The organism is Massilia sp. YIM B02769 (assembly GCF_030411995.1).
Classification (GTDB): domain Bacteria; phylum Pseudomonadota; class Gammaproteobacteria; order Burkholderiales; family Burkholderiaceae_D; genus Telluria.
Window position 1 is genome coordinate 1 of record NZ_JASNRC010000001.1, and the last position, 20,934, is coordinate 20,934.

A 20,934-nucleotide genomic window follows, 5' to 3' on the forward strand; every position below is an offset into this window, starting at 1 on the left:
AGCTGGCACCTTCATCAAACGCCCACACTTATCGACTGTTAATTGTTAAAGAACTTATTCGGTGTTGCTTGCTGCATTTTCGACAAATCGTTTTGTTTGTCAGCAGCAGAGAAGTGAGATTATGCAGTGTTTCGCGATCTTCGTCAACCCCTTCGTTGCTTCAGCTCAGTTTCCTGAGTTCGCTGTTGTTAGATCAACTACTTGATTTCGTTGACGTTTTCATACAGCGCTGAAGCGGAGGCGAATCATAGCAAAGGTGCGTAGGGGTTCGCAAGGGCTTTGCGTGACTATGTTCAAGAGGGGGTACGGATGTGCATGCGGTGAGACGGCGTGGACATTAGGGCTGGCTAGATGCCAGCACTACGAATGTCCACCTTACCAAAGCCAAGGCAAGGTGGGTTCGAGAACCCACCCTACGGAGCGTCATCGGGTCTTACTCTTTTAGTGTGACCGTGGTGTAGTTGGGGTCGGCCTTGATCTTCGCTGCGGTGAACGGCAGCACCGGCCATTCCTTGCGCGAGAAGACCTGTACCTGGTCGGCATACCAGGGCGACTTGGGATCGGTGGACTGGCCATAGGTCAGCATGGCTTGCGCTACCGGGCCGGCGTCGTCGAAGGTGACGGTCTGGATGTAGCTTTGGCCCCAGTGCACGCCCTCGTAGCCGCCTGCGCCGAGCGGGTTGCGCATGGTCAGCGAGTTATACGAGCCGTCGAGATTGCCGATGCCGCCGTGCAGCGGGATGCGGACCCCATTGCGCGGTTCCACCTGATAGTCGCCGAGGCGGCCATCCAGGGGAATGCCGAGGCCCTGTAATTTAAGTGCGGCATTCTTCAGCGCGCTCAGCATGGCAGGCACGGCAGCTGGTGCGACGCCGCCTGGCGTGTGGATCGGGTCGGCCGGGTTGAACGGTACCGCCCACTTGTTCGGAATGCCGGCAGCCGTATTCCAGAACTCGCGGAACAGGACGGCGCCGCGGCTGTCGACGTTCACGCGGCGGTCCCAGGCGCCCAGCACGGTGCAGGCCTGGACCAGCACGGCGTCGGCATTGCCGGCACAGGCCGGCAGCAGCTCGGGCAGCACCAGCTCGGCCGCGTACAGTCGGTTGGCAAAGGCCAGCTCCTGGATATCGGTGAGCTTGAGCTTGCCGCGCTGGGCGACCATGTCCTCGAACTGCAGGAAGCCGATGCGGGTGCGCAGGCTCTGCTCGACACCCACGCGGCCGTACAGCGGCGAGAAGCCTAGCGGCGCCGGGCCGGTGAGCAGGGCCTTTGGATTGCTCAGCCAATAGCTGTCGTTCGAATTGCCGACGTAATCGGTGCGGAGCAGCCAGGGAGCCGTGGCCGGCGAGTAGATGCCCGGCGGCGCGCCGGCGTCCTGGCCCCAGCCGCAGCTGCTGCGCGAGCCGTCGAACAGCAGCGCCGCCTGCAGCAGCAGGCAACCGTTGGCGAACTTGTCGGCGTTCATGTGCGGCACCACGCTGGCGTCCGCGTACAGGGCGTTGCCGTCGCGGTCGGCGGCCACGGTGTTCACCCAGGGCAGGCCCACCGTTTTATCGAGCGCGGCTTTCAGCGTCTGCACGCTGGTGGCGGTGCCGATACCCAGCCATTGTTCGAGCATGCGCGTGTTGTTGCGGTTCGGATCGGCCAGTACATAGGCGGCGCTCGACGTCCAGGTCAGGCCTGCCTCCGGCTTGACGATCACGGCGCCCTGCTTCGCGAAGTAGAAGGTCTTGCTGCGCTTCTGGATGGCGCCGTCGGCCTGCAGCAGGTCGACCGTCACCGTCTTCGATGTCATCTTCTGGCGCTCGCCATCGACCATATAGGTCGTGCCGGTGGCGTCGCCGGCATCGAGCGCCAGGCGGAAGGTAGTGAAGTGCATCGCCGTGGTCACCGTATGGCTCCAGGCAATGTCTTTATTAAAACCAATGACGATGGCCGGCACGCCGCCGATGATCACACCCATGGCGTCGTAGCGGTTCGGCACCGTCAGGTGGGCCTGGTAGAAGCGGTCGGTGGTGGTCCAGGGATAGTGCGGGTTGCCAAGCAGGAGACCACGGCCGCTGGCGGACAGATCCTTGCCGACCGCCAGCGCATTGCTGCCGAAGCCCTGCGTGTTCAATTGCTCTAGCCGCGCCAGCAGGAAGGCAGGGTCGAGCTTGCGCGCCGCCCGTTTGGCCAGGCTGACCGGGGCGCTGGGCGTGCGTCCTGCGGCGACGAATTCTTTCGAGAATGCCTGGCCGGAAGCGTGCAGCGCCTTTTCCGCGATCACTAAGTACATGTCGTCGAGCGTGATCGGGCGCACCCATTTGGCGCTCGCGCAGGGTGCGGGCAGCTTGCCGGCGTAATCCTTCAGGTAGCGGTTATAGCCTTCAACATAGCCTTCGAGAATGTCGCGCGGTTCCTGGGCGCCGGCGGCATAGTTGGCGCGCAATTGTTCGATGTCGAGGTAGCCCTTGAAGAAGAAGTCGCTGTCCTCGTTCTTCAGGTCCATGAAGCCGCTGGCGGCGCCGTACTCGTCGGCGGTGCGTTTCGGCGCGCGCGCTTCGCCGCCAAAGAAGGCCGAGCGCTCGCCGCGTACCGTCAGCAGCGAGTCGGCGAACATGCAGACATTGTCCTGGGCATACGCATACGCCAGCCCATAGCCGAGGCTGCGGAAATCCTGGGCCTGCACGTGCGGCACGCCGTGGGTGGTGCGGGCCAGTTCGACGGTGATGCGCGAGGCGGTTACCGGCGGCGGGGGCGGCGCCGGTTCGTCATCGTCATCGTGGTGGTGGCAGGCGCCCAGGCTCAGGGCAAGGGATGCTGCAAGGAAGAGTCGGCACGGCTGGGTGACCGCACTGTTGCTACGCTTCATATGGACGCTTTCTGCGGCGACGGCCGCTTGACCGGGTGGTGAAAGTGAACTGTCTTGGGGCGGGCCTGCCCCAGATTGATGCGAAGAACCAGCTTGAATGCTGGCATGCCCCTTACAAACTCGTCAAGCCAATGGACGCGCTATCCCTGCCGTGTTTCCGCAGATGTCGCTTTTATGCGGAGCACGCCGACTTTCTTACTTTGGAGCAACGAGCGGGACCGCGGCGCGGGTCTGCATGCCCTGCCGGGCGATCGCAGCCTGCAACGCGGCGATGCGGGCACGCATGGCCGGGTGCGAATCGAAATAATGCGAACCCGGGATGGCCTTGTCCTCGCCTTTGTCCAGCGCTTCGAAGAATTCGGTGGCGCCGCCGGCGTGGCCGTAGCGGCAGGCCAGCACCTGCAAGGCCCTGGCGTCGGCCGCCGCTTCGCGCGTGCGCGAGTAATCGGCATCGCCCAATTGCTTGACCGGCGCCAGCACGCTGGCCAGGGCCGAGGTATCGCCGCTGAGCAAGGCGGCCAGGCCATACAGCACGATGCCGCGCCCGAGTGCGCGCAGGTGGTCGCGGTGCGACAGGTGGGCCATCTCGTGGGCCAGCACGAAGGCCAGGCCATTTTCCGATTGCACGTGCTCGAGCAGGGCCGAGAACACGTAGATGTTGCCGCCCGGGACCACGACCGCATTCGGCGTCTTCGATTCGACCAGCCTGACCGTGGCCGGGCCGGTGAAGCGGGCGCAGCTGCGCAGGCTGTCGACCAGGGCCTGCAGCCGGGCTTCGCGCACATCGCCCTGCCCCGGCGCAACGATCGCGGGCGCCTTGTCGGCGAGCAGGCGCGTCAGCGAAGCCTCGGTGGACGCGTCCATGCGGTCGACCACGGCGTCGACCAGCAGGCCCAGCACGAAGAAGGCCAGCAGCGCCAGCGCCGCCAGCTTGACCAGGATCGACACGAAGTCCTTGAGCGGATGCTCGTCGCTGACATTGTCGTTGCGGCTGGGCAAGGACGGCTGGTACTTCATGCTGCGCTTGGTTCCACCATATAGATCGCCGTGGCAAAGGCGAACACTTCGACGGCGCCGATGCCGCCCCGCGCGTTCTTCGACAGCGAGGCCGTCTCCAGGCGCAGGTTGACGATCTCGTGCGCGCCGGGGCAGCTTTCCTTCAGGCGCAGCACGGCTTCGCGCTTGGCGCGGTCGAGCAGGCTTTCATACGACTTGACCGGGCCGCCGATGATGCTGCGCAGGCCGGCGGCGGCACGCTTGAAGTAATCGATCGAGACGACGACGCTGCCGCCGACCAGCTCGCTACGCGCCACCTGGCCTGGCAGCAAGGGATAACGGCTGGCCGTGGCCGGCAGGTGCAGCCAGGCTTGTTCGCGTTCGTGGATCGAGCGGTAGTGGCGTTTTTCGTTGAGTTGCCCGAAGAAGAAGCCGAGCACGATGGGCACCACCCAGATCAGCAGCGGGAAGAAGGGAGCAAAGGCTTCCATGTCAGGCGACCGTGACCGCGGTACCGTAGACGTAGATCTCGGCCGCGCCGACCGCCACCGACGAGGTCGAGAAGCGCACATTGACGATGGCATTCGCGCCCATCTGCTGGGCTTGCGCCTTCATGCGTTCGATGGCCTGGTCGCGCGATTCGTTCAGCAGTTCGGTATAGCCGCGCAGTTCGCCGCCGACGATGTTCTTCAGGCCAGCCATGATGTCGCGGCCGACGTGCTTGGCGCGCACGGTGCTGCCCGAGACGACGCCGTGGCTGGCGGTAATGGTTTTGCCGGGGATGGTTTCGATATTGCTGAGGTACATGATTTACTTTCATGAAAAATCGCAGAGCATGCATTCTATGCATGATCGTTTGATAATTTCAATGCGGAAAGCATGTAGGGTGGGCGCCCCGTGCCCACGCGTGAGCTATGAACATTGTTGGCCGAGTTTAGTGTCAACACCATGCACATGTCACGCGTGGGCACGGAGCGCCCACCCTACGATTTCACCTGTCCACGGCCAAAAGTGCCGGTAACGAGCACAAAAGCAAAAAACCCCGCCAAGCTCACTTGGCGGGGTTTTCGCATTTACTACATATAACTAGCCTGACGATAACCTACTTTCACACTGGTTGCAGCACTATCATCGGCGCAAAGTCGTTTCACGGTCCTGTTCGGGATGGGAAGGGGTGGGACCGACTTGCTATGGTCATCAGGCATAACTTGCTGGAAAACTGTTCCACAACTGGGCAACAGGCTTCCTGAATTCCGGGGCGCATTCTAACAGGCAATATCTGAAAACGCTAGTGCCGCAGGAAGCGCCAGCGCGTAAAATGCCGGTTTCTCCAGACCGCACCGCGCCATGACCATCCTGCTCGCCACCCTGAACGCCCGCTACGCCCACGCTTCCCTGGGCCTGCGCTATCTGCTGGCGAACATGGGGCCGCTGCAGGAACAGACCGCGCTGATGGAATTCGTGATCGGCGCCAAGACCACCGAGGTGGTCGAACGCCTGCTGGCGCGCAAGCCACGGATTGTCGGCTTCGGGGTCTACATCTGGAACGTGGAAGAGACCACCAGGATCGTCGCCATGCTGAAACGTGTGGCGCCCGAGGTGACCGTCGTGCTGGGCGGCCCGGAAGTCTCGTTCGAGACGAACGAGCAGGAAATCTGCAGGCTGGCCGACTACGTCGTTACCGGCTGGGGCGACGTCACCTTCCCGAAACTGTGCGGCGAGATCCTGCACGGCCCCAAGCCACTGATGAAGGTGCACGCCGGCGTGCAGCCGCCGATGGCCGACATCGCCCTGCCCTACTCTTTATATAGTGCCGAGGACATCGCCCACCGCACGATCTACGTGGAAGCTTCGCGCGGCTGCCCCTTCAAGTGCGAATTCTGCCTGTCCTCGCTCGACAAAACGGCCTGGCCCTTCCCGCTGGATGATTTCCTGGCGCAGATGGAAGACCTGCACGCTAGAGGCGCGCGCCTGTTCAAGTTCGTCGACCGCACCTTCAACCTGAACGTGAAGACCAGCCTGCGCATCATGCAGTTCTTCCTCGACAAGCTGGAAGCCAACCCCGACGACCCAGTGTATGCCCACTTCGAGCTGGTGCCCGACCACCTGCCGGAAGCGCTGAAGGAAACCATCGCCAAGTTCCCGGCCGGCGCCCTGCAGTTCGAGATCGGCATCCAGAGCTTCAACCCGGAAGTGCAGGCCCTGGTCAGCCGGCGCCAGAACAACGAGAAGGCCGCCGACAACATCCGCTGGCTGTGCGAGCAGTCGCAGGCCCACCTGCACGTCGACTTGATCGCCGGCCTGCCCGGCGAAGACATGGCCAGCTTCGCGCGCGGCTTCGACCAATTGGTGGGCCTGGGCGCGCACGAGATCCAGTTCGGCATATTGAAACGCCTGCGCGGCACGCCGATCATCCGCCATACCGAGCCGTTCGCCATGGTCTACGACCCCTACCCGCCCTACACGGTGCTGGCCACCAGCACGGTGGACTTCACCACCATGCAGCGCCTGGTGCGCTTTGCCCGTTACTGGGACCTGGTGGCGAACTCGGGCCGCTTCGCGCACACGGTCAAAGCCTTGCTCGGCGACCAGCCTTTCGTCAACTTCATGGCCTTCTCGGACTGGATCTACGCCCGCACCGACGCCACCCACCGCATCGCCCTCGACAAGCTGGCCAGGCTGGTGGGCGAGTGGCTGGTGGAAAGCGGCATGGCGCGCGAACAGGCGGCAGCCCTGCTGGCCAGCGACTACGCCGGCAATGTCGACGCCAAGGCAAAAACCGCGCCGCAACAGGTCGCCGCCCCGGCAAGGCAAGTCCGCCACCTGGCAGCCTGAACACTCTACAGGAGCGCGAATGAGCAAAATTGGCCGATTCCTTTTACACTGCAACAATGCAGATTGATAATGCGCCAATATTAACTATCCAGAAATCCGCCTCCGGCGCGGGGCAATCTGTCATGGCGAGCGGCGTCTGGCAGGTGCACGCCCTCACCGCCAGCGGCAAGCTGAAGGGAATCAACCGCAGCCTGGCAGCCCTGAGGAAGGGCGGCCAGCTCGAATGGGACCTGACCGAAGTCGAGAGCATCGACCACATCGGCGCCCAGATGTTCTGGAATGCCTGGGGCAAGAAGCGCCCCGCCAGCTTGCGGCTCGACCCGCGCCAGGAAGAACTGTTCGCGCGGATCGAAAAAGCCAACGAAATCAACATGCCGCGCCAGCGCGTCAGCGCGCTGAACTGGATCATCGTGCTGGGCCAGGGTTTACTTACCTTCTTCGAGCACCTGCACGGCTTCATCGAACTGATCGGCCGCCTGGTGCAAGACCTGTGGCGCTTCGTGCGCCGTCCGAACACCGGGCCCTGGCGCGAAATCTCGGCCAACATCTACCACTCCGGCTTCCAGGCCCTGGGCATCACGGCCCTGGTCGGCTTCCTGATCGGGGTGGTGCTGTCCTACCTGTCGGCGCAGCAGCTGCGCCAGTTCGGCGGCGACATCTACCTGGTCGACATCCTCGGCATGGCCGTGATCCGCGAACTCGGCCCGCTGCTGGCGGCGATCCTGGTGGCCGGCCGTTCCGGCTCCTCGATCACGGCCCAGCTGGGCGTGATGCGGGTGAACGAGGAACTCGACGCCATGCTGGTGATGGGCATCTCGCATGGCTACCGCCTGATCATGCCGAAGGTGATCGCACTCGGCATCGCCATGCCGCTGCTGGTGGTCTGGACCGACGCCATGGCCCTGCTCGGCGGCGCCGCCTCGGCCAAGCTGGAACTCGGCCTGTCGTTCCGCTACTTCCTGCAAAAGCTGCCGGACGCGGTGCCGATGGCGAACTACACGATCGGCCTGCTGAAAGGGATGACCTTCGGCATGCTGATCGCCCTCGTCTCTTGCCACTTCGGCCTGCGCATCAAGCCGAACACCGAAAGCCTGGGACGCGGCACCACCACGTCCGTGGTCACCTCGATCACCGTCGTCATCCTGGCCGACGCCGTGTTCGCCATCATCTTCAGCGGAGTGGGCTTCTGATGGCCGACCAAAACCAGCCGCGCCAGCAGCGCCTGAACCGCAAGCCGGAAGAAGACGTCGGCCCGCCGGTGGTCGACATCCGCAATCTGTGGACCAAGTTCGGCAAGACCGTGGTGCACCAGGACCTGAACCTGGAAATCTATTCGGGCGAGATCCTGTCGATCGTCGGCGGCTCGGGCACCGGCAAGACCGTGCTGCTGCGCCAGATGCTGGGCCTGGAACGGCCGACGCGCGGCTGCGTGCGCGTGTTCGGCGAAGACATCAGCGAGGCCGGTCCGGAACAGCTGCAGCGCATGCGCAACCACTGGGGCATGCTGTTCCAGCAAGGTGCGCTCTATTCGGCCCTGACGGTGTTCGACAACATCGCCCAGCCGATGCGCGAGCTGCGCGCCCTGCCCGAGGACGTGATCCGCGACGCCGTGCTGCTGAAGATGGACATGGTCGGCCTCGGCGCCGAGCACGCCAACAAGATGCCGTCGGATCTGTCGGGCGGGATGATCAAGCGCGCCGCACTGGCGCGCGCCCTGGCGCTGGAGCCGCGCCTGCTGTTCCTGGACGAGCCGACCGCCGGTCTCGACCCGGACCTGTCGGATGCCTTCGTGGCCCTGATCCAGGCCCTGCACCGCGAACTGAAACTCACCGTGGTGATGGTGACCCACGACCTCGACACGCTGTTTGCGCTTTCCTCGCGCATCGCGGTCCTGGCCGAGAAGCACGTGCTGGCGGTCGGTCCGTCGCGCGACGTGCTGCGGGTCGACCATCCGTTCATCAAACATTTCTTCCTCGGCTCGCGCGGGCGCCGTGCACTCGAAGTGCTCGACGAACGCGACGAAGCCGCCGAAGACGAAGCGAAGGAGTGACATGGAAAACCGATCGTATGCCCTGATGACAGGCGTGTTCACGATTGCCCTCTTGGTGGCCACCGTGCTGGTGGGCCTGTGGCTGAACCGCGACAAGACCGAACTCTCACCTTATGAGATCGTCACCACCCAGTCGATCCCGGGCCTGAACCCGCAGGCGACGGTGCGCTACCGCGGCCTGGAAGTCGGGCGCGTCGACGAGATCATCTTCGACCCGAAGGTCACCGGCCAGATCCTCATCAGGCTGTCGGTGGAAGAAGGCTCGCCGATCACCACCACCACCTTCGCTTCGCTCGGCTACCAGGGCGTGACCGGTATCGCCTTCATCCAGCTCGACGACGAGCGCACCGGTTCGCCGCTGCTGAAGACCGACACCGATCACGTGGGCCGCATTCCGCTCCGCCCGGGCCTGCTGGACCAGCTGGAAAAGCGCGGCCTGGCCATCCTCGACCGCACCGAGGAAATCACGGCGCGCATCAACAACCTGATGAGCGAAGAGAACCAGAAGACCATCATCGGCGCGTTCGACAACATCAGCAAGGCGGCCGCCGCCTATGGCGAGATCCCGCAGAAACTCGGCCCGACCATCGACCGCCTGCCGGCCCTGGCCGACAAGATCGACCGCAGCGCCGATTCCTTCGGCGCCTTTTCCGACAGCGCCAAGGCCACCGCCGACAATTTCGACCGCCTGGCCACCGGCCTGCAGGCGCCGGACGGTCCGCTGAACCGCCTGAACGGCGCCATCGATTCGCTGACCGGCGTGACCGCCGACCTGGAAGCGGAAACCCTGCCGCACGTGGTCCGCATGACCGACGAGGCGCGCACCGCCCTGCGCTCGGTGCGCCGCACCGCCGATTCGCTCTCGGACCGCCCGCAAAGCATCCTGTTCGGCGCGCCCGACGCCCCACCCGGCCCCGGCGAACCGGGCTTCGTCGCTCCGACCAAATGAGGACCATCCAGACCATGATTTCGCCCCGCATCCTCGGCGCCGCCGCCCTTGCCACGACCCTTGCCCTGGCCGGCTGCGCCTCATCGAGTAAATCCAGGGCCAGCAACGACCAGTTCGACTTCGGTCCGCTCGGCGCACCGGTTGCCCAGATGCCCCAGGCGCCGCTGGCCGCCGTGGTCGTGATGGACGCCACCGGCTCGCCCGCCCTCGAAAACGAGCGCATGCTGTACCGCCTGAACTATGCCGACCCGCTGCAGGCGCGCACCTATGCCAACAGCCGCTGGAGCGCGAACCCGCTGATCCTGGTCACCCAGCGCATCAAGGCGCGCCTGGCCCAGTCCGGCGTCAAGGTCTTGTCGGCAACCGACACCATGAACAACGTGCCGATCCTGCGCATCGAGATCGACGACTTCACCCACGCCTTTGCCAGCGCCGCCCAGAGCGAAGGCCAGGTCGTGCTGCGCGCCTCGGTGTTCCGCGGCCACACCCTGCTCGACCAGAAGACCATCAGCCGCACCGCGCCGGCCCCGAGCGCGGATGCCGCCGGCGGCGTGCGCGCCCTGGCCGCCAGCACCGACGCCGCCGCCGCCGACATCGCCGCCTGGCTGGCCGGAATCGATACGCGGGCAAAATGACCAGCAAGGCAGTAACAGACCCGGCTTCCAGCCCCGAGCTGCCCGAAGCCGCGCCGCGCCGTGGCTCGCCCGTGGCGCGCGCGGCCCTGCTCGCCTACTTCCTGCTGATCGTCTACGCCAGCTGGTATCCCTTCACCGGCTGGCGCAACAACGGCCTGCCGGTGTTTTCCTTCCTGAACCTGGTCAAGCAGCGCTACTGGACCGGCTTCGACGTGATGGTCAACATCGTCGGCTACGTGCCCTTCGGCGTGCTGCTGGTGCTGGCCATGTACCCCTTCCTGCGCGGCATCTGGGCCACGCTGCTGGCCGCCGTTATCGGCATCCTGGTGTCCGGCGGCATGGAGGCGGTGCAGAACTTCCTGCCCAGCCGCGTGCCCTCGAACCTCGATCTGCTGACCAACAGCGTCGGCTGCTTCATCGGCGCCTGCATCGGGCCTTTCCTGGCGCGCGGCCTGCTCGACGAGGGCAGCCTGAACCGCCTGCGGCGGCGCTGGTTCGCCCCGCACGCCAGCCAGGGCCTGGTGCTGCTGGCCCTGTGGCCGCTGGCCCAGATCTACCCGCAAAGCTTCTTGTTCGGCCACGGCCAGGTGCTGCCGATGGTGTCGGGCTGGCTGTCCGACTGGTTCGAGGAAGACATCGACCTGGTCGCCATGCTGCGCCCCGGCCCGGCCATGGGCGTGGAACAGTACTGGCTGTCGGAAACCATCATCACCGCCTGCGGCATGACCGGGGCGGCCCTCACCCTGCTGTGCCTGCTGCGCCGCGGCGCGCCGCGCTACACCCTGGTGATGCTGATGCTGTTCGCGGCCCTGGTGCTGAAGACCCTGGCCAGTTCGCTGCTGTTCCGGCCGGATAACGCCTTTGTCTGGGTGACGCCGGGCGCCGAGGGCGGCTTCCTGATCGGCCTGATCATGCTGGCCGGCCTGGCATTCGCGCCGCAGATCGCCCAGCGCCGCCTGGCGGTGGTGACCCTGGTGCTGAGCCTGATCGTGGTGAACACGATCCCGGCCAATCCCTATTTCACTTCCACGCTGCAGGGCTGGGTGCAGGGAAAATTCCTGAACTTCAACGGGGCGGCCCAGTTCCTGTCGATTACCTGGCCATTCTTTGCGCTCTGGTTCCTGCTGCTGCCCTCGCATAAGTTAAACCGGCATTAGAACGGCGCATCCTCGTAGGGTGGGCACTCCGTGCCCACGCGGTACGCACGTATCCGAAGGCCGATAACGGTAAAGCGCCGCTCGAAACGCATGCGGCGGCCAGCGGCTCCGTTCAAGGTTAGCGAGCGATGTTTCGCCGCTGGAGGGGAAAGGACGTGCACGTCACCGCATGGGCACGGAGTGCCCACCCTACAAAGCGGAAACGCTGCAGCATAAAGAGCGCGTATCATGGCGCATGGCCTCTGCATTGGACACGATATGAACGACGAAAAACCCTTCTACGAACACCACGTCTTTTTCTGCATGAACGTGCGCGAAGGCGAGAATTGCCGCCAGAGCTGCGGCAAGGCCGGCGCCGAGGTCGCGCAAAAGCACGCGAAAAAGCGCATCAAGCAGCTCGGCCTGAACCAGCCGGGCAAGGTCCGCATCAACCAGGCCGGCTGCCTGGAGCGCTGCGAAGAAGGCCCGGTGCTGGTGGTCTACCCGCAAGGCACCTGGTACACCTATGTCGACACCAGCGACATCGACGACATCATCGACACCCACATCCTCGGCGGCCAGGTCGTCGAGCGCCTAAAGATCTGAATCCCTTAGCAAGATGAACAAGTTTTCGAAGAAGTTTTACCTGACCGGCCTGGCGGGCAAGATGGAGTGCCTGCTCGACCTGCCCGAGGATGCGCCGCGCGGCATCGCGCTGGTGGCCCACCCGCATCCGCTGTACGGCGGCACCATGGAAAACAAGGTCACGCAAACGCTGGCGCGCACCTTCGTTTCGCTCGGCTATGCCACGGCCCGCTTCAACTTCCGCGGCGTCGGCGAATCCGAAGGCGAGCACGACCGTGGCCACGGCGAGGTCGACGACATGCAGGTCATGCTGAACCACATGCGCGAACAGTATCCGGGCCTGCCGGTGGCCTTGTCCGGTTTCTCGTTCGGCACCTTTGTCCAGGCCCAGCTGCATGCGCGCCTGGCCGCCGAGGGCAACGAGGGGGACAAGGCGATCGAGCGCATGGTGCTGGTCGGCACCGCGGCCGGCAAGTGGCCGATGCCGGCGGTGCCGGAAGACACCATCCTGATCCACGGCGAGCAGGACGACACCATTACCCTGCAAATGGTGTTCGACTGGGCACGTCCGCTGGAGATCCCGGTGGTGGTGATCCCGGGCGCCGACCACTTCTTCCACCGCCGCCTGAATCCGATCAAGAACATCGTCACCCAGATGTGGCGCCGCGACATTTGAAACCGGGTTAAGGCTGGGTTAAGATTTTCGGCTTGAAGACTGTAGAGTTGGCCCCAGCACTGGCCTATAATGGGTCTCTTCTTTTTCCCCAGGCAATGTCTGTACGGGCATTGTCTGCGCTTCACCCACCCACTGAACAGACTTACGCTCCCATGAAAAAACTGATTGCGGCACTCGCCGCCAGCCTGCTGGTGGTATCGGCCAACGCGCAAACCGTTCCAGCGCCCCAGATTGCAGCGAAATCGTGGCTGCTGCTCGACGCCACCAGCGGCCAGGTCATCGCGGCCCAGGACCCGGGCCTGCGCATCGAACCGGCATCGCTGACCAAGATCATGACGGCCTACGTGACCTTCGAGGCCATCCGCGACAAGAAGCTGGCCCTGAACACCATGGTCAACGTCTCGACCCGCGCCTGGAAAGTCGATTCGAGCAGCTCGAAGATGTTCATCGACCCGGCGACCCCGGTCAGCGTGAGCGACCTGCTGCACGGCCTGATGGTGCAGTCGGGTAACGACGCCGCCGTCGCCCTGGCCGAAGCCGTGGCCGGCGACGAAGGTACGTTCGTCACCCTGATGAACCGCGAAGCCCAACGCATGGGCCTGAAGAACACCAAATTCGCCAACCCGCACGGCCTGCCGAGCCCGGACAACTACTCGACCGCGCAAGACCTGGCCACCCTGGCGACCCACGTGATCCGCGACTTCCCCGAGTTCTACAAGATCGACTCGGTCAAGCAATTCACCTACAACAAGATCACCCAGCAGAACCGCAACCGCCTGCTGTGGCTGGACCCGACCGTTGACGGCATGAAGACCGGCCACACCGAATCCTCGGGCTACAGCATGATCGCCTCGGCGCGCCGCCCGAACGGCAACAGCGGCGAGCGCCGCCTGATCTCGGTGCTGTCGGGCGCCAGCTCGGATGGCGTGCGTACCCAGGAAAGCCAGAAGCTGCTGAACTGGGGCTTCCAGAACTTCGACACGGTCAAGCTGTATTCGAAGGGCCAGGCCGTGGCGACCCCGGAAGTGTGGAAAGGTTCGCAGGCCAACGTGAAGCTGGGGTTCACCAACGACGTGCTGGTGACGGTGCCGAAGGGCGTGGCCGGCAAACTGAAACCTGTGCTGGAGCGCAAGGACCCGCTGGTGGCCCCGCTGGCGCGCGGCGCCCGCGTCGGTACCTTGAAGATGATGGTCGACAACAAGCCGCTGCTGGTGCTGCCGGTGGTGGCGCTGGAAGAAGTGCCGGAAGCCAGCATCTTCGGCCGCGCGTGGGATTCGATGCGCTTGTGGATGAAGTAAGCGTGTAACGCGCTTCGAACAATGCCCGCCCGGCCTGTGCCTCGCGGGCATTTTGTTTGGCCTGCGGCTTGATGGTTTTGTAGGGTGGACACCTGTGTCCACGCGGTACGGCGGTGGATCAGTGTTTGCCACGAGATCATATGGGGCCGTATATCGATCGGTGAGACAGCGTGGACACAGGTGCCTGCGCGGCCCGGTCCACCCTACGAAACCCACCGGCTAATCTGGCCGGCCACGGCTATAATTGACTGTTACCGTTCAAGCAAGAAAGTCCCCCATGACCCAGCCCGCCCTCTGCCCTCGCATCGCCACCCGCCAGGGCGGTCTTGACCTGTCGCGCATCATCGCCGGCATGTGGCGCCTGGGCGAATGGAACATGCCGGTCGCGTCGCGCGTCGCCTTCATCGAGGAATGCATCGCCCTCGGCGTGACCACCTTCGACCACGCCGACATCTACGGCGACTACGGCGTCGAGGGCCTGTTCGGCGAAGCCCTGCGCGCCCAGCCCGGCCTGCGCGAGCGCATCGAGATCGTCAGCAAGTGCGGCATCAAGCTCTTGTCCGGCAAGCGCCCGGCGCATACCATCCAGCATTACGACACCAGCTTCGAGCACATCGTCGCCTCGGCCGAGGAATCGCTGCGCCAGCTCGGCACCGACCGCCTCGACCTGCTGCTGATCCACCGCCCCGACCCGCTGATGCACTTCGACGAAGTCGCCGAAGCCTTCAGCCGCCTGCAGCAGGACGGCAAGGTCCGCCACGTGGGCGTATCGAATTTCACCCGCCACCAGTTCGAGTCCCTGAACCGGCGCGTGCCGCTGGCCACCAACCAGGTCGAGTTCTCGCCGCTGCACGTGGCGCCGCTGTTCGACGAAACCTTCGACGGCCTGCAAGACCTGGGCGTGGCGCCGATGATCTGGTCGCCGCTGGGCGGCGGGCGCCTGTTCACTTCGGCCGAACCGCACATCGTCAAGCTGCGCGCCACCATCCAGGACATCGCCGACCGCCTCGGCCAGTCGTTTGCCAGCGTGGTGTTTGCCTGGATCATGGCGCTGCCGAGCCGGCCGCTGCCGCTCACCGGCAGCGGGCGTATCGAATCGATTCAAGCGGCCGTGGCCGCGACCGGCTTCGCGCTCGACCGCAGCGACTGGTTCGCCATCCTGCGCGCCGCGCGCGGGCACGAGGTGGCGTAAGACGATGCCGGACCAGCTCAAGATCGTCGAGGGCAGCGCGCTGACGGCGCAGCAGAAGAAGGACCTGCTGAACCGCCTGGCGCGCATCGAGGGGCAGTTGCGCGGCGTGCAGAAGCTGATCGCCATGGCCGCCGACCCGTCGGATTGCGACGCGGTGGCCCAGCAGATGGCGGCGGCGCGCAAGGCGCTCGACCGTTCCTTCGTCCAGTTGTTGATGGCGACCGTGGTCACCGGCAGCGAACAGGCAGGCGACCTCGATGAAGCCCGTAGCACGGCGGCGCGGCTGGCCGCCCTGCTCGACAAGTTCGTTTAAGAGGCGGCGCCTTCTTCTTCGTCATACACCTTCGGCGGCGCAATGCCCCGCCAGCCGCCCTGCCAGGCGATGTTCAGCAGCAGGGTGGCGCAGATGTAGACCAGGAAGAAGAGCACGAAGAAGCGCGTCTGCAATATGATCAGGAGCAGCACCGCGGCCGCCAAGGCGATGTAAATTCCTTTGGTCAACTTTTGCTTGCTGCTAGGAAAGCGTACGGTCGAGACCATCAAGGTGCCGACGGCCACCATCAAGGCCATCACGGCAAATGCCTGGGCCATGTTCACCACCGGATCGGGCCAGGCCACCACCACCGCCGCCACGCAGGCCGCACCGGCCGTGATCGGCATGCCGACGAAGTAGCGCGGGTCGGTCTTGCCAACCGAGACGTTGAAACGCGCCAGGCGCAAGGCGCCGCAGGCAACGAAGATGAAGCAGGCCAGCCCGCCCATGCGTACGATGGTGGGATGTGCCGCGCCCAGCTGGGCGAAGCCGTAGCAGTACAGCAGCAAACCCGGTGCGCAGCCGAAGTTCATGACGTCGGCAATCGAATCGAGCTGGACGCCGAAGCTGGACTGGGTGTTGGTGGCGCGGGCCACGAAGCCGTCGAGGGCGTCGAACACGCCGGCCAGCACCAGCAGGATCGCGGCCAGCCGGAAGTCGCCCGGTGCGCCAACCTGGGCGTTGTCGACCGAGATCACGATGCTGCCGAAGCCGCAGGCGATCGACAGCAGGGTGACAAAACTCGGCAGGGCAAACTTGGCGCGCGCCAGGCGCTTGGGTCGGGGCTGGTTCAATTGGTGTCCGCTGGAGAAATGATGTCCGTATTCTACCGTGGCCGCCCGGGCACGGTCGCGCACGGTCGCGCACGCCCCGGCGGTCATGCATTTTCGATTTGCCCTAAAATGGGCACCCACGGATTAGATCGATTTCAGGAGTGACGGATGAGCGACATGCTTCGCGCGAGGACAATACTGGCGGGATGCGTCACCGCCCTGGCCCTGGCTGCCTGTGGCGGCGGCGGCGGCAACGACAACCCGGCCCCGGTGACACCGCCGACCGGCAACCAGCCCGACCCGAACCAGCCCGTCATTCCGGATCCGCTCACCCCGAGCCCGCCCGTCACGGATACGCCGGCGACACCGGGCGCGCCCGCGGTGACCGGCAACATCGCCGTCGACGGCCGCGCATGGCTGAACTTCCGGCGCGCCCAGGTCGGCCTGTCCACGCTCAGCCAGAACACGGTCATCGATGCCGCGGCCCAGGGCCATTCCGACTACCAGCGCCTCAACAACACCATCACCCACGACCAGGTCGCGGGCCGCCAGGGCTTTACCGGCGTGAGCGTGGGCGACCGCCTGACGGCCGCCGGCTACGTATTCAACACCAGCGCCGCGCGTGCCTATGGCGAGGTGATCTCGGCCACTTCGAGCGGCACCGGCCAGTACATGGCCGAGGAACTGATCACCGCGATCTACCACCGCTTCGTGATCTTCGAGCCGGTGTTCAAGGAAATCGGCACCGGCGCCGCCACCTCCACCAGCGGGCGCAGCTATTTCACGGCCAACTTCACCGCCAACAACGGCTACGGCGCCGGGCTGGCGCGCGGCCAGGTCGCGGTCTGGCCGTTCGACGCCCAGACGTCCGTGCCGCGCAACTTCTTCAGCGACACCGAATCGCCCGACCCGGTCCCGGACCGCAACGAAGTCGGCTACCCGATCAGCGTGCACGCCAACATCAACGTGCCGGTGACGGTGCAGAGCTTCACGGTGCGCCCGCGCGGGGGCGCCGACCTGGCCACCCGCCTGCTGAGCAACGCCAACGACACCCACACCGGCCGCTCCTCGGCCGCGATCGTGCCGCTGTCGCCGCTGGCGGCGCGCACCACCTACGACGTCACCTTCACGGGCACGGCCGACGGCGCGGCGGTCAGCCGCAGCTGGTCGTTCACCACCCGCTGAACGGGATGGACAAGCCGCCCACGGCCGAGAAGACGACACCGGCGGCAGCGGGCACGGCGCCCGCGCCGCTGGTGGACGTCGAGGCCGGGGTCGAGCGCCTGATGGGCAACCGTCCGGTCTACCTGCGCGCGCTGGCGCGCTTCCGCCACGATTACCGCAGCGCCTGCGCCGCCATCGGCACCGCGCTCGAGACCGGCAACCCGCTGCTGGCCGGGCGCCTGGTGCACACGCTCAAGGGAGCGGCCGGGATGATCGAGGCCAGGTCCCTGCACGCGGCCGCGCTGGCGCTCGAAACCGCGCTGCGCCCGGCCAGCGCCCCGGCCGGCGCCACCGCCATCGACGCGGCGCAGGTCGAACTCCTGTTCGTGCGCCTGGATGCCGAACTGGCGCACGTGCTGCGCGAGCTCGACGGCATGGCCGGCCTGGCCGACGCCCAGGTGGCGACGCCGCGCCTGGTGCGCCCCAGCGACCTGCTCGGCCGCCTGCGCGCCCTGCTCGACATCGGCGACGGCGAGGCGGTCGACCTGGTCGAGCAATCGCAGGACGAACTCATCGCCCAGTTGGGGGAAAGGGATTACGGCCGGCTCAGCGGCGCGGTGGCGGAATTCGATTTCGAGCGCGCGCTGGCGCTGCTCGATGGCCCGGGGCGGGCCGGCGTGAACGGCTGACGGCGCGGGCTGCCAGCCTCGCAGCAGGAACGCTTCAGGCAGGCTGCCGTGCAAGGCGGCAGGTTGCCGAAGCGCTCAGCGCGTGTATTCGGCTTCTTCGTCGAAGGCGTCGGTACACATCTTGCCGCAGAAACGGCGCACGCTGTCGAGCGGCTTTTCGCAATACCAGCACGAACCCTTGGGCGGCAAACTCAGGCGCGTTGGCCTGGCTTGCGCGGCAACGGCCGCCATCGGTTCAGTCATGACACCCTCGACCGGCACACTTTCTTGTATCGTTTCCAAGATCACCCCCAACCAGCAGCACGTCAATCCGTAGAGCAAGATTACTTCAGCGGAACATTCCAGGTATGAGAAAACGCAACCTGGAAGTGTGCGCCGTTACGCTGTCACAGCCGTTCTGCAACCCAGTTTGCGCCGATCCTGGCGCATCTGCAATGCCATCGGTGACTGTCTTTCGTTGTTGCGGCAACAGAACAACACCTCGTTGAACTGCGCAAAGGAGGACTGCGCCAGCGTTTTCAACAGCGGAAATCTTAGCAGTGTTGACAACAAATTCATCTGTGTTTCAATCGTGCGCGCCTCTGTCCTACAGAAAATTTTGTAACGGTCGAGAATGCGGGTTTAACGTTGTGCCTGTGCCGGTTCGAGCGAAACGCGCAGGCCGCCCGGCCTGGTGGCGATGCGGGTCGGGATGTATTGCACGCCGGCGTAGCGCAGGTCTTCGCTGCGGAAGGTGTAGACCGGGATGTCGAGGACGACCTTGTCCATCACGCCATTCGCGGCGCGCGCCAGCTGGCGTTGTACCGAAGCGTCCAGGCCCTTGATCTCGAAGCGCTCGATGCGCGGCTCGGCCATGTAGACCCCGCTGCGCGTCTGATCGATGTAGAGGCGGCCGGAAAAGGCCAGGCTGCCGGCCAGCGGATGGCGCAGGAAGGATTGGGCGACGCTGGCGTCGACCGTCAGCGAGACGCGGTCGCCTTCGTGCACGGCCAGTTGCGGGCGGGTCAGGCGCACGTCGAACAGTTCCAGCAGACGGTTGTCCATCGGGAAGCGGCGGTCGAGGCTGGCCTGGAGTTTCGGGAGCGGCAGGTCGACTTCGCGCGGGCCGAGGATGCTGGCGCAGGAAGCGAGCAAGGCGGCACCGGAGACGGCAGTAATGGTGGTCAGCAGTCTGCGGCGGGTGATGGTCATAGTAGTTCCTTGTTGTAGGGTGGGTTCTTGAACCCACCGGTACGGCGTTTGAAATTTGATGCGCGTCTGGCGCATGCCCCGTCATTGGTACATTCAACGGTGGGGGCTTGGCGGTAACGGCGCTTCTAATCAACTGGTGAGAACGGTGGGCTCAAGAGCCCACCCTACGCCCCATCACCTGTACGATTATTTACCGATACAGAACCGGCTGAAAATCACCCCAAGCAAATCATCCGGCGTGAATTCCCCGGTAATGCTCGACAACTGATCCTGCGCCAGCCGCAATTCCTCGGCAAACAGATCCAGCGACTGGTCATCCTGCGCCGCATGCTGCCCGGCCATGTCCAGGTGGGTACGCGCCGCGCGCAGGGCGATCAGATGCCGCTCGCGCGCCAGGTACAGCGATTCACCGGTCTGCTGCCAGCCGGCGATGCGCAGCAATTCCGCGCGCAGCAGGTCGATCCCGGTCTTCTCGTTCGCCGACAGATAGATGTGGGTCGCATCCGCCGCCCCTTCCACCGCCGCGCGGTGTCCGGACAGGTCGATCTTGTTCCAGATGCGCAGCACCGGCACACCCTCCGGGAAGGCGGCGACAATCGCTTCGTCGGCCACGCTCGGCCCCAGGTTGGCGTCGAGCAGGTGCAGGATCACGTCGGCCTTGCCGACTTCGCCCCAGGTGCGCTCGATGCCGATGCGCTCGACCACGTCGATGCCCTCGTCGATCGCGCGAATGCCCGCGGTATCGATGATATTCAGCGGAATGCCCTCGATCTGGATGGTCTCGCTGACCTTGTCGCGGGTGGTGCCGGCGATCGGCGTGACGATCGCCACCTCGGCCCCAGCCAGCGCATTCAGCAGCGAGGACTTGCCGACGTTCGGCTGCCCCACCAGCACCACGTTCAAGCCTTCGCGCAGCAGCGCACCCTGCGCGGCCTGGCGGAACACGTGTTCCAGCGACTCGACGATGCCGGCAAGCTGTCCGCGCGCATTCGATTTTTCCAGGAAGTCGATTTCCTCTTCCGGGAAGTCCAACGTGGCCTCGACCAGCATGCGCAGGTTGATGGTCTGCTCGACCAGCCGGTGCACGACTTGCGAAAAGGCGCCCGACAGCGACTGCGAGGCGGACTTGGCCGCCGCTTCGGTCGAGGCGTCGATCAGGTCGGCCACGGCTTCGGCCTGGGCCAGGTCGAGCTTGTCGTTGAGGTAGGCGCGGCGCGTGAATTCGCCCGGCTCGGCCAGGCGCAGGCCGTGCTCGGCGCCCGCTTCCAGCACGCGCGCCAGCAGCATCTGCAAGACCACCGGGCCGCCGTGGCCCTGGAGTTCCAGCACGTCTTCGCCGGTGTAGGAATGCGGCGCCTTGAAGTACAGGGCCAGGCCCTGGTCGAGCACGGTACCGTCGGCGGACTTGAAGGGAATATAGGTGGCGTTGCGCGGAGAGAGCGTGGTGCCGGGGAACAGCGATTCGATCAGCGGCCCGAGCGACTTGCCCGAGGCGCGGACCACGCCGATGCCGCCGCGTCCCGGTGCGGTGGCGATGGCGGCGATGGGGGAGGTATCAAGCTTCATGGGGAAATTGTAGATGATAAAAAAAGCCCGTG

General features: G+C 65.1%; 21 protein-coding genes and 1 rRNA gene. 13 read left to right on the plus strand and 9 right to left on the minus strand.

Annotated features, from left to right (window positions below; all coding sequences use genetic code 11):
• Positions 1-433: 433 nt before the first annotated feature.
• The 5 genes from QPK31_RS00005 to rrf form a co-directional block, all read right to left on the minus strand.
• A complete protein-coding gene (locus QPK31_RS00005; RefSeq protein WP_290420899.1) occupies positions 434-2,854 on the minus strand; it encodes a penicillin acylase family protein in 2,421 nt (806 codons plus the stop codon).
• A gap of 195 nt (positions 2,855-3,049) precedes the next feature.
• Complete coding sequence (locus QPK31_RS00010) at positions 3,050-3,871, minus strand: M48 family metallopeptidase (RefSeq protein WP_290420900.1); 822 nt, start codon at positions 3,869-3,871, stop codon at positions 3,050-3,052.
• Complete coding sequence (locus QPK31_RS00015; RefSeq protein WP_290420901.1) at positions 3,868-4,341, minus strand: YbjQ family protein; 474 nt, start codon at positions 4,339-4,341, stop codon at positions 3,868-3,870. Before QPK31_RS00015 ends, QPK31_RS00010 begins: the two co-directional genes overlap by 4 nt.
• Before the next feature lies 1 nt (position 4,342).
• Positions 4,343-4,657, minus strand: coding sequence for a YbjQ family protein (locus tag QPK31_RS00020; RefSeq protein WP_290420902.1), 315 nt, complete (start codon positions 4,655-4,657; stop codon positions 4,343-4,345).
• A gap of 282 nt (positions 4,658-4,939) precedes the next feature.
• A 5S ribosomal RNA gene (gene rrf / locus QPK31_RS00025) occupies positions 4,940-5,052 on the minus strand.
• A 145-nt stretch (positions 5,053-5,197) separates the two neighbouring features.
• Between rrf and QPK31_RS00030 the strand changes: the two genes are divergently transcribed.
• From QPK31_RS00030 to QPK31_RS00080, 11 genes are all read left to right on the plus strand, one after another.
• Positions 5,198-6,685, plus strand: coding sequence for a B12-binding domain-containing radical SAM protein (locus QPK31_RS00030; protein ID WP_290420903.1), 1,488 nt, complete (start codon positions 5,198-5,200; stop codon positions 6,683-6,685).
• A 56-nt stretch (positions 6,686-6,741) separates the two neighbouring features.
• A complete protein-coding gene (locus tag QPK31_RS00035; protein ID WP_290420904.1) occupies positions 6,742-7,875 on the plus strand; it encodes an ABC transporter permease in 1,134 nt (377 codons plus the stop codon).
• On the plus strand, positions 7,875-8,735 hold the full coding sequence (locus tag QPK31_RS00040; protein WP_290420905.1) for an ABC transporter ATP-binding protein: 861 nt from the start codon (positions 7,875-7,877) through the stop codon (positions 8,733-8,735). Before QPK31_RS00035 ends, QPK31_RS00040 begins: the two co-directional genes overlap by 1 nt.
• 1 nt (position 8,736) lies before the next feature.
• A complete protein-coding gene (locus QPK31_RS00045) occupies positions 8,737-9,684 on the plus strand; it encodes an MlaD family protein (protein ID WP_290420906.1) in 948 nt (315 codons plus the stop codon).
• Positions 9,685-9,698: 14 nt separating this feature from the next.
• Positions 9,699-10,319, plus strand: a complete 621-nt coding sequence (locus tag QPK31_RS00050) for an ABC-type transport auxiliary lipoprotein family protein (protein ID WP_290420907.1) — start codon at positions 9,699-9,701, stop codon at positions 10,317-10,319.
• Entirely contained in the window at positions 10,316-11,476 is a 1,161-nt protein-coding gene (locus QPK31_RS00055; RefSeq protein ID WP_290420908.1) for a VanZ family protein, read from the plus strand. The genes QPK31_RS00050 and QPK31_RS00055 overlap by 4 nt, the downstream gene beginning before the upstream one ends.
• Positions 11,477-11,734: 258 nt before the next feature.
• Positions 11,735-12,061: a ferredoxin gene (locus tag QPK31_RS00060; RefSeq protein WP_290420909.1), complete on the plus strand. Its 327-nt coding sequence runs from the start codon at positions 11,735-11,737 to the stop codon at positions 12,059-12,061.
• A gap of 13 nt (positions 12,062-12,074) precedes the next feature.
• Entirely contained in the window at positions 12,075-12,716 is a 642-nt protein-coding gene (locus QPK31_RS00065; RefSeq protein ID WP_290420910.1) for an alpha/beta hydrolase, read from the plus strand.
• Positions 12,717-12,868: 152 nt separating this feature from the next.
• The gene (locus QPK31_RS00070; RefSeq protein ID WP_290420911.1) at positions 12,869-14,014 is read left to right on the plus strand and encodes a D-alanyl-D-alanine carboxypeptidase family protein; all 1,146 of its coding nucleotides are present in this window, start codon (positions 12,869-12,871) and stop codon (positions 14,012-14,014) included.
• A gap of 277 nt (positions 14,015-14,291) precedes the next feature.
• Positions 14,292-15,206, plus strand: a complete 915-nt coding sequence (locus tag QPK31_RS00075) for an aldo/keto reductase family oxidoreductase (RefSeq protein WP_290420912.1) — start codon at positions 14,292-14,294, stop codon at positions 15,204-15,206.
• A gap of 4 nt (positions 15,207-15,210) precedes the next feature.
• On the plus strand, positions 15,211-15,519 hold the full coding sequence (locus tag QPK31_RS00080; RefSeq protein ID WP_290420913.1) for a metal-sensitive transcriptional regulator: 309 nt from the start codon (positions 15,211-15,213) through the stop codon (positions 15,517-15,519).
• Here QPK31_RS00080 and pssA read toward each other — a convergent pair.
• Complete coding sequence (pssA, locus tag QPK31_RS00085) at positions 15,516-16,313, minus strand: CDP-diacylglycerol--serine O-phosphatidyltransferase (RefSeq protein WP_290420914.1); 798 nt, start codon at positions 16,311-16,313, stop codon at positions 15,516-15,518. The genes QPK31_RS00080 and pssA overlap by 4 nt on opposite strands.
• Positions 16,314-16,460: 147 nt before the next feature.
• On the opposite strand from pssA, the gene QPK31_RS00090 reads away from it, so the two are divergent.
• The gene (locus tag QPK31_RS00090; protein WP_290420915.1) at positions 16,461-17,477 is read left to right on the plus strand and encodes a CAP domain-containing protein; all 1,017 of its coding nucleotides are present in this window, start codon (positions 16,461-16,463) and stop codon (positions 17,475-17,477) included.
• Positions 17,478-17,482: 5 nt separating this feature from the next.
• Complete coding sequence (locus tag QPK31_RS00095) at positions 17,483-18,145, plus strand: Hpt domain-containing protein (protein ID WP_290420916.1); 663 nt, start codon at positions 17,483-17,485, stop codon at positions 18,143-18,145.
• Between the two features lie 75 nt (positions 18,146-18,220).
• Here the strand turns inward: QPK31_RS00095 and QPK31_RS00100 are convergent, their stop codons facing one another.
• From QPK31_RS00100 to mnmE, 3 genes are all read right to left on the minus strand, one after another.
• Entirely contained in the window at positions 18,221-18,388 is a 168-nt protein-coding gene (locus tag QPK31_RS00100; RefSeq protein ID WP_290420917.1) for a hypothetical protein, read from the minus strand.
• Positions 18,389-18,766: 378 nt separating this feature from the next.
• On the minus strand, positions 18,767-19,336 hold the full coding sequence (locus QPK31_RS00105; protein WP_290420918.1) for a DUF1439 domain-containing protein: 570 nt from the start codon (positions 19,334-19,336) through the stop codon (positions 18,767-18,769).
• 186 nt (positions 19,337-19,522) lie between these two features.
• Positions 19,523-20,902 (minus strand): tRNA uridine-5-carboxymethylaminomethyl(34) synthesis GTPase MnmE, encoded by a 1,380-nt coding sequence (gene mnmE / locus QPK31_RS00110; protein WP_290420919.1) that lies wholly within the window; start codon positions 20,900-20,902, stop codon positions 19,523-19,525.
• Positions 20,903-20,934: the final 32 nt, after the last annotated feature.

Excerpts from the sequence above, each read along its gene's own strand:
- QPK31_RS00005 (WP_290420899.1), bottom strand. The coding sequence starts at position 2,854 with ATGAAGCGTAGCAACAGTGCGGTCACCCAGCCGTGCCGACTCTTCCTT.
- QPK31_RS00010 (WP_290420900.1), bottom strand. The coding sequence starts at position 3,871 with ATGAAGTACCAGCCGTCCTTGCCCAGCCGCAACGACAATGTCAGCGAC.
- QPK31_RS00015 (WP_290420901.1), bottom strand. The coding sequence starts at position 4,341 with ATGGAAGCCTTTGCTCCCTTCTTCCCGCTGCTGATCTGGGTGGTGCCC.
- QPK31_RS00020 (WP_290420902.1), bottom strand. The coding sequence starts at position 4,657 with ATGTACCTCAGCAATATCGAAACCATCCCCGGCAAAACCATTACCGCC.
- QPK31_RS00030 (WP_290420903.1), top strand. The coding sequence starts at position 5,198 with ATGACCATCCTGCTCGCCACCCTGAACGCCCGCTACGCCCACGCTTCC.
- QPK31_RS00035 (WP_290420904.1), top strand. The coding sequence starts at position 6,742 with ATGCAGATTGATAATGCGCCAATATTAACTATCCAGAAATCCGCCTCC.
- QPK31_RS00040 (WP_290420905.1), top strand. The coding sequence starts at position 7,875 with ATGGCCGACCAAAACCAGCCGCGCCAGCAGCGCCTGAACCGCAAGCCG.
- QPK31_RS00045 (WP_290420906.1), top strand. The coding sequence starts at position 8,737 with ATGGAAAACCGATCGTATGCCCTGATGACAGGCGTGTTCACGATTGCC.
- QPK31_RS00050 (WP_290420907.1), top strand. The coding sequence starts at position 9,699 with ATGATTTCGCCCCGCATCCTCGGCGCCGCCGCCCTTGCCACGACCCTT.
- QPK31_RS00055 (WP_290420908.1), top strand. The coding sequence starts at position 10,316 with ATGACCAGCAAGGCAGTAACAGACCCGGCTTCCAGCCCCGAGCTGCCC.
- QPK31_RS00060 (WP_290420909.1), top strand. The coding sequence starts at position 11,735 with ATGAACGACGAAAAACCCTTCTACGAACACCACGTCTTTTTCTGCATG.
- QPK31_RS00065 (WP_290420910.1), top strand. The coding sequence starts at position 12,075 with ATGAACAAGTTTTCGAAGAAGTTTTACCTGACCGGCCTGGCGGGCAAG.
- QPK31_RS00070 (WP_290420911.1), top strand. The coding sequence starts at position 12,869 with ATGAAAAAACTGATTGCGGCACTCGCCGCCAGCCTGCTGGTGGTATCG.
- QPK31_RS00075 (WP_290420912.1), top strand. The coding sequence starts at position 14,292 with ATGACCCAGCCCGCCCTCTGCCCTCGCATCGCCACCCGCCAGGGCGGT.
- QPK31_RS00080 (WP_290420913.1), top strand. The coding sequence starts at position 15,211 with ATGCCGGACCAGCTCAAGATCGTCGAGGGCAGCGCGCTGACGGCGCAG.
- QPK31_RS00090 (WP_290420915.1), top strand. The coding sequence starts at position 16,461 with ATGAGCGACATGCTTCGCGCGAGGACAATACTGGCGGGATGCGTCACC.
- QPK31_RS00095 (WP_290420916.1), top strand. The coding sequence starts at position 17,483 with ATGGACAAGCCGCCCACGGCCGAGAAGACGACACCGGCGGCAGCGGGC.
- QPK31_RS00100 (WP_290420917.1), bottom strand. The coding sequence starts at position 18,388 with ATGACTGAACCGATGGCGGCCGTTGCCGCGCAAGCCAGGCCAACGCGC.
- QPK31_RS00105 (WP_290420918.1), bottom strand. The coding sequence starts at position 19,336 with ATGACCATCACCCGCCGCAGACTGCTGACCACCATTACTGCCGTCTCC.
- mnmE (WP_290420919.1), bottom strand. The coding sequence starts at position 20,902 with ATGAAGCTTGATACCTCCCCCATCGCCGCCATCGCCACCGCACCGGGA.